We start from the raw sequence: 5,668 nt of genomic DNA, 5'->3' as shown, positions 1-5,668 counted from the left end.
ACCCCCGAGCTGCGTCTGGCCTTGGGCGTGGGGTGTCCGGAACCCGGGGTCGTGTACACCCCCCCCGCGGCCGCCCCCCCCCCCCGCCCGCCCCCCCTACTCAGGTCTGAGGTCAAAGCTGCACGGCAGTGATGATCTGTTTGACTTTGCGGCGGTCGATGCTGTGTTTCTCGGCTAGGTAACGCTGGGAGAGGGGGCGGCCTGGGCCGGCAAGGCTCGCCTGGTACTCGTCCCACACCGCCTCTTCCAGCGTGCGCTCCACTTTGGTGCGGGGTTGCACCGGTTCGGTGCGCTGCTCGTTCTGGGTGAGGTCTGGGCTGGCTGCGGTGCGGGTGAGGGTCATCAGGAGTTCGAAGCTGCCCACGAGAGCGAGGGCCGGCCAGGCGCTGACTATCGCGCCTATGGGGCCGTGGGTCGCGCCGTGCGCCACGTTGGCGCCTACCGTGGCCACGATGCCCACGGCGAGGCTCCACTTGGCCAGCGGTGGTGCGGGGTGCTTTCGGCGGCTGGCGTCCAGGATCACCATGGACGCGGCCCAGATGAGGCCGTCCACCGTGAAGGGGACGAGGCGTGCGGTGGGGCCGGACTCGCCGTGGGAGTGGACGAGTTCGTATGCGTGGCGGTACGAGATGACGGCTGCCACGGTGGCGACCGCCACCACGGCGAGCGCGGTTGTGATGCGGATGAGGCGGTCAGTCACGGCCCAGCTCCCGTCGCCACTCCTGGGCGCATGGGTCATCCTCGCCGTGGGTGACGACTCGCTCGGCGAGCATCAGGGCCGTGATCGCTGCGTTGCGGTCGAGAGGGCGTGGGCACGTGGTGACGTGCCATCCGCAGTCGGTTCGCGTGGCGGTGGCGATGACCTTGCCGTCTGCCGTGGCGGTCATCGTGGTTGCGGTGATTTCTAGGGCCATGGGTGTTGCCTCCTCCTGCTGAGAGGGGGAGCCACGGGAGCCAATCCGGGGAGCCAGCGTCAGTCGGTTTGGTTCGACGGTGCTGGACGGGGCCGGACTGGTCCCCGTGGGCTCCTTGCCTTGTTTTCGCAGGTGAGCGGCTCCTTGACCGACTTCCCCGGACGGTGCCGGACGGGGCGCGAATAAGGCTGACTCAGGGGTTCCCTAAGTGAGGCTTAAAGGTGTTCTGGTGGGGGGTTGGGCGGCTTAGCGTTTGGGGTGTCAGATCGGAGACACGGCGGAGGTGCACAGGCGGAGAGCAGAGCGATCGTCGGCTGAGGTTCCGACTGAGGTTCCTGATTGAGACAGACTTCTGGCCTGCACGGCCCCCTAACCCCGCTCTGGGGCCGTGCGGGCCAGAAGCCTTTTCAGGGGCGGGGGAGGGCGCCGAGGAGAAGCAGGCGGAAGGCGTCGGCGGTGCCGGTGGCGGTGGTGTCGCCGGTGGCGAGGCGGCGGATGGCCAGGCCGTAGAGCATCGCGACGATCGCGGGGGCGTGGTGTTCGGCGTCCGGGATGTCCAGGGCCTCCAGGATGGCGGTGGCCAGACGGTCGTAGGCTTCGATGGAGCGCGTGGAGGTCTCGCGGAGGGCCGGGTCGCGGGCGGCGTGCAGGTGCAGTTCGAGGTTCGCGATCTGCTCGGGGCCGTGGGCGAACTCGACGACGGCCTTCTCGACCTGGTCGGCGGCCTGGACGGGCGCGATGCCGGACTCGGCGAGGGCTGTGACGTAGGCCGTGATGCGGGCGATCTCCTGCTCGACGAAGGCGTGCAGCGCCTCGCGCAGCAGGTCCTCCTGGCTGGGGAAGTGGTAGGTCAGGGAGCCGAGGGAGACGCCGGCCGCGCGGGCGACGGCGCGGTTGGTCACGGCGCCGATGCCCTGTTCGCCGATCAGGCGGAGGGTGGCGTGGAGGATCCGGTCACGGGCGTTCATCGGTGCTCAGTCTTCCCCACAACGGATGCGTTCAGTATCGTTCGTTCGAACGAACGATAGCGGGAGGCGGCGTGGAGCTGGGGCTGGCCGGGCAAGCGGAGGCGCTGGCGAGGGGAGAGATCTCCTCGAGTGAGCTGGTGGAGGAGAGCCTGGAGGCCATCGGCCGGGGCGAGGCGCTCGGCGCGTTCCGGGTGGTGCGGGCCGAGGCGGCCGCGCAGGAGGCGCTGGAGGCCGACAAGCGGCTGGCGGAGGGGGAGCGGCTGCCGCTGCTCGGGGTGCCCGTCGCCATCAAGGACGACACGGACATCGCGGGGGAGACCACGCCCTTCGCGGTGGCGGGGGACCACCGGCCGGTGGCGCGGGACGGGGAGGTCGTGCGCAAGCTGCGGGCGGCCGGGGCCGTCATCGTGGGGAAGACGACGACCTGCGAGCTCGGGTTGTGGCCGTTCAGCGAGTCGCGGGAGTACGGGATCGCGAGGAACCCGTGGAATCCCGACTACTCGCCGGGCGGGTCGTCGGGCGGGTCGGCGGCGGCCGTGGCGGCGGGCATGGTCGCGGCGGCGGTCGGGTCCGACGGGGCGGGGTCGATCCGCATCCCGGCGGCGTGGACGGGCCTGGTGGGCATCAAGCCCCAGCGCGGCCGGGTCTCCGGGCACCCGCACACCGATCCGTTCAACGGGATCACCGTGTGGGGGCCGCTCGCGCGCACCGTGGGGGACGCGGCCCTGCTGCTCGACGTGCTGACCGGCAGCCACGCCGAGGACGTCTACCGGCTCGACGCGCCGATCACCCCGTTCGCCGAGGCGGCGAGGCGGGAGCCGGGCAGGCTGCGGATCGCCGTCTCCTACCGGACGGCCCTCGGGGTCAGCGGGAGGCTCGACCCGCAGATCCGGGCCGCCGTCGAGCGGCTCGCGCGGAGGCTGACCGACCTCGGGCACAAGGTGTTCCCGGCCGACCCCGACTACGGGCCGACGGCGCTCGGGCTGGTGCCGCGCGGGACGGCCGGGGTCGCCGACTGGCTGGACTCCCTGCCGAACCCGCGGCCCGACCCGAGGACGGAGGCCGAGGCGCGGCTGGGGAGGGTCCTCGGGAGGCGGCTGCTGCCCCTGGCCAAGCGGCTGGACCCGTATCTGCGGAGGCGGGTCGGGCGCATCTTCCAGATCGCGGACGTGGTGCTGACGCCCACGACGGCGCAGCCGCCGCTGCGGGTCGGGGCCTTCGACGGGGCCGGCTACCACCGGACGCAGTCGGGGGTCGCGGCCGCGTGCCCTTACGCGTGGACGTGGAACGTGCTGGGATGGCCCGGAGTGAACGTCCCCGCGGGGTTCACCAGGAACGGGCTGCCCCTCGGCGCCCAGTTGCTCGGGCACGACTCCGACGAGGCGACGCTCATCTCGCTCGCGGCGCAGCTGGAGTCGGTCGAAGGGTGGGCCGGGCTGCGCCCCTAGACGCGTGACGGGCCGCCGGTGCGGGGGTCCAAGCCGGTACCGGCGGCCCGTCGCGTTCAGTAGCCGGCGCCGGTGAGCATGCCGCCGTCGACGAGGACCTCGCTGCCGGTGCAGTAGGTCGAGTCGTCCGAGGCGAGGAAGACGACCAGTCCGGTGATCTCCTGCGCCTTGCCCATGCGGCCGAGGGGGAGCGCCTTCATGAACGCGTCGGCGCTGGCGGCCGTGGCGGAGACGATGTCGTCCTGCATGGTCAGGGGCGTCAGCACCCCGCCGGGGTGGATGGAGTTCACGCGGATGCCGTACTGGCCGAGCTCGCGGGCGGCGGACTTGGTCAGCCCGCGGACGCCGAACTTGCTGGCGCTGTAGGCGGCGAGGCCGGCGGCGCCGATGAAGCCCTCGGTCGAGGACACGTTCACGATCGAGCCGCCGCCCGCCGCGCGCATCGGGGCGGTCACCGTCTTCACCCCGAGCCACTGGCCGACCAGGTTCACGTCCAGGATCTGGCGGAACTCCTCGACGGCCATGTTCTCGATGGTCTTGTGCCGGAGGATCCCGGCATTGTTGACCAGGACGTTCAGCGCACCGAAGGTCTCGGTGGCGGTCTGGACGGCCCGCTGCCAGTCCTCCTCGCGGGACACGTCCATCCGGACGAAGCGGGCGCCGTCCCCGAGGTCGGCGGCCAGCTTGGCGCCCTCCTCCTCCAGGACGTCGCCGAAGACCACCCTGGCGCCCTCGTCCAGGAACCGCCGGACGTGCGCCTTGCCCATGCCGCGCGCGCCGCCGGTGATCAGCGCCACCTTGCCGTCAAGCTGCCCCATCAACGCTCCTCGTCGCCCGTTGCCTCCCGGTCAACCTAGCGAACGCTTGGTCAACTGAACAAGGCGGCCCCTAGCCGGCGCGCAGCCCGCCGAACATCAGCGTGAGCATCCGGTCGGCGTACGCGCCGGGGTCGGGGGTGCGCTCGGACGCGACGCCGATCGCGTTCGCGAGCCGCAGCAGGTCGCCGGGATCGATCTCGGCGCGGACGGAGCCGGCCCGCTGCGCCCGCTCCAGCAGCCGGCCGAGCGCGGTGCGGATGGCGTCGGCCGCGGCGCCGAGCCCGGTGGCCGCCCACTCGGGCCCCATCGCCTCGATGATCACGGTGCAGGTGCCGCGCGGGGTCGAGGCGCCCGCGAGGTAGGTGCGCAGCCAGCGGGCGAGCGCCGCCTCCGGGTCCGGTTCGGCCAGCAGCGCGTCGGCGTGCCCGAGCAGGCCGTCGATCCGCTCGCGCAGGACGGCGTGCAGCAGCGCGTCCCGGGTGGGGAAGTGCCGGTAGAGCGTCCCCGACCCGACGCCCGCCCGCCTCGCGATCTCGTCGAGGGACGCGCCCGTGCCGTGCTCGGTGAAGGCGGTGCGAGCCGTCGTGACGAGTCGCTCGTAGTTGCGGCGGGCGTCGGCCCGCATCGGCCGGGTCTCCATGGGCACCGTCCAGCGGTCGCGGGCGGCCTGACGCGGCCCCCCGGCCTGCTTCTTTCGACGAGCCTGCCATTGTCCAGGGCGGATGCGCTACCCGGAGCGCGCGGCGAGTGCGTCGCGGGACAGCCGGTCGGCCCTGCGCGTCGTCTCCGGCAGCCGGTACTCGGGCGTCAGGGCGAGGACGGTGCGGCACGCGGCGTCGAGGCCGGTGCGGTGGCCGACGGACACGAACACCGGCTTCACGCCGTCGCGGGTCCGCAGCACCCGCCCGACGGTCTCGCCGCCGTCCAGCAGCGGGCTCGCGTCGCCGCGCCGCGGGCCCGGCTGCTCGTACGTCCCGACGAACGCGGTCTTGCCGACGCCGACGGACGGCAGTCCGGTCAGCACGCCGAGGTGGCACGCGAGGCCGAAGCGGCGCGGGTGCGCGATCCCGAAGCCGTCGCAGACGAGCAGGTCGGGCGTGGTCTCCAGGGCGCGGAGCGCGTCGAGCAGCGTGGGCAGCTCCCGGAACGCGAACAGGCCCGGGACGTAGGGGAACGCCGCCGTTCCGACGGCGACCGACTCCTCGACGACCTCCAGCGTCGCGGCGTCCAGGACGACCACGGCGGCGGCCAGCCGGTCGCCCGCGCCGCAGCCGTCGCCCGCGTAGGAGACGTCCAGGCCGGCGACGGTGCGCGGCGCGGCCGGGCCCGGGACGTCGAGTTCGAGCATCGGACGCAGCCGGTCCTGGATCGCCTCGGCCTCCCGTGGCGTGGACGGCCAGGGATGCAGATCGCGTACGTCCATGGCAGGACGCTACCGCTCTTGCGCGGCGGCGCCCGCGGCCGTCATGCGGACCCTGCGCCCGCACGACCGGATCATGATGGGGACGAGCCAGGCCCTG

At 73.0% G+C, this 5,668-nt stretch carries 7 protein-coding genes; 1 reads left to right on the top strand and 6 read right to left on the bottom strand.

Annotated features, from left to right (window positions below; genetic code table 11):
* Positions 1-112: 112 nt before the first annotated feature.
* From AB0C69_RS37065 to AB0C69_RS37055, 3 genes are all read right to left on the bottom strand, one after another.
* Entirely contained in the window at positions 113-700 is a 588-nt protein-coding gene (locus AB0C69_RS37065) for a DUF2637 domain-containing protein (RefSeq protein ID WP_360360316.1), read from the bottom strand.
* Positions 693-887 (bottom strand): hypothetical protein, encoded by a 195-nt coding sequence (locus tag AB0C69_RS37060; protein ID WP_360360313.1) that lies wholly within the window; start codon positions 885-887, stop codon positions 693-695. The genes AB0C69_RS37065 and AB0C69_RS37060 overlap by 8 nt, the downstream gene beginning before the upstream one ends.
* Positions 888-1,321: 434 nt before the next feature.
* Positions 1,322-1,882: a TetR family transcriptional regulator gene (locus tag AB0C69_RS37055; RefSeq protein WP_360360310.1), complete on the bottom strand. Its 561-nt coding sequence runs from the start codon at positions 1,880-1,882 to the stop codon at positions 1,322-1,324.
* A 71-nt stretch (positions 1,883-1,953) separates the two neighbouring features.
* Here AB0C69_RS37055 and AB0C69_RS37050 point away from each other — a divergent pair, with 71 nt between their 5' ends.
* Entirely contained in the window at positions 1,954-3,330 is a 1,377-nt protein-coding gene (locus tag AB0C69_RS37050) for an amidase (RefSeq protein ID WP_360360307.1), read from the top strand.
* Positions 3,331-3,386: 56 nt separating this feature from the next.
* Here AB0C69_RS37050 and AB0C69_RS37045 read toward each other — a convergent pair whose 3' ends face one another.
* The 3 genes from AB0C69_RS37045 to nfi all read right to left on the bottom strand — a co-directional run bounded on the left by AB0C69_RS37045 (position 3,387) and on the right by nfi (position 5,571).
* The gene (locus AB0C69_RS37045; protein WP_345175142.1) at positions 3,387-4,148 is read right to left on the bottom strand and encodes a glucose 1-dehydrogenase; all 762 of its coding nucleotides are present in this window, start codon (positions 4,146-4,148) and stop codon (positions 3,387-3,389) included.
* A gap of 70 nt (positions 4,149-4,218) precedes the next feature.
* Entirely contained in the window at positions 4,219-4,788 is a 570-nt protein-coding gene (locus AB0C69_RS37040) for a TetR/AcrR family transcriptional regulator (RefSeq protein WP_360360304.1), read from the bottom strand.
* 87 nt (positions 4,789-4,875) lie between these two features.
* Positions 4,876-5,571 (bottom strand): deoxyribonuclease V, encoded by a 696-nt coding sequence (gene nfi, locus AB0C69_RS37035; protein ID WP_360360301.1) that lies wholly within the window; start codon positions 5,569-5,571, stop codon positions 4,876-4,878.
* Positions 5,572-5,668: the final 97 nt, after the last annotated feature.

Origin of the sequence: Actinomadura sp. NPDC048032, from assembly GCF_040653175.1 — a bacterium.
In the GTDB taxonomy this organism is placed as follows: domain Bacteria; phylum Actinomycetota; class Actinomycetes; order Streptosporangiales; family Streptosporangiaceae; genus Spirillospora; species Spirillospora verrucosospora.
The sequence above is the reverse complement of the archived record's forward strand: the minus strand, read 5'-3'. Positions and strand labels throughout refer to the sequence as shown.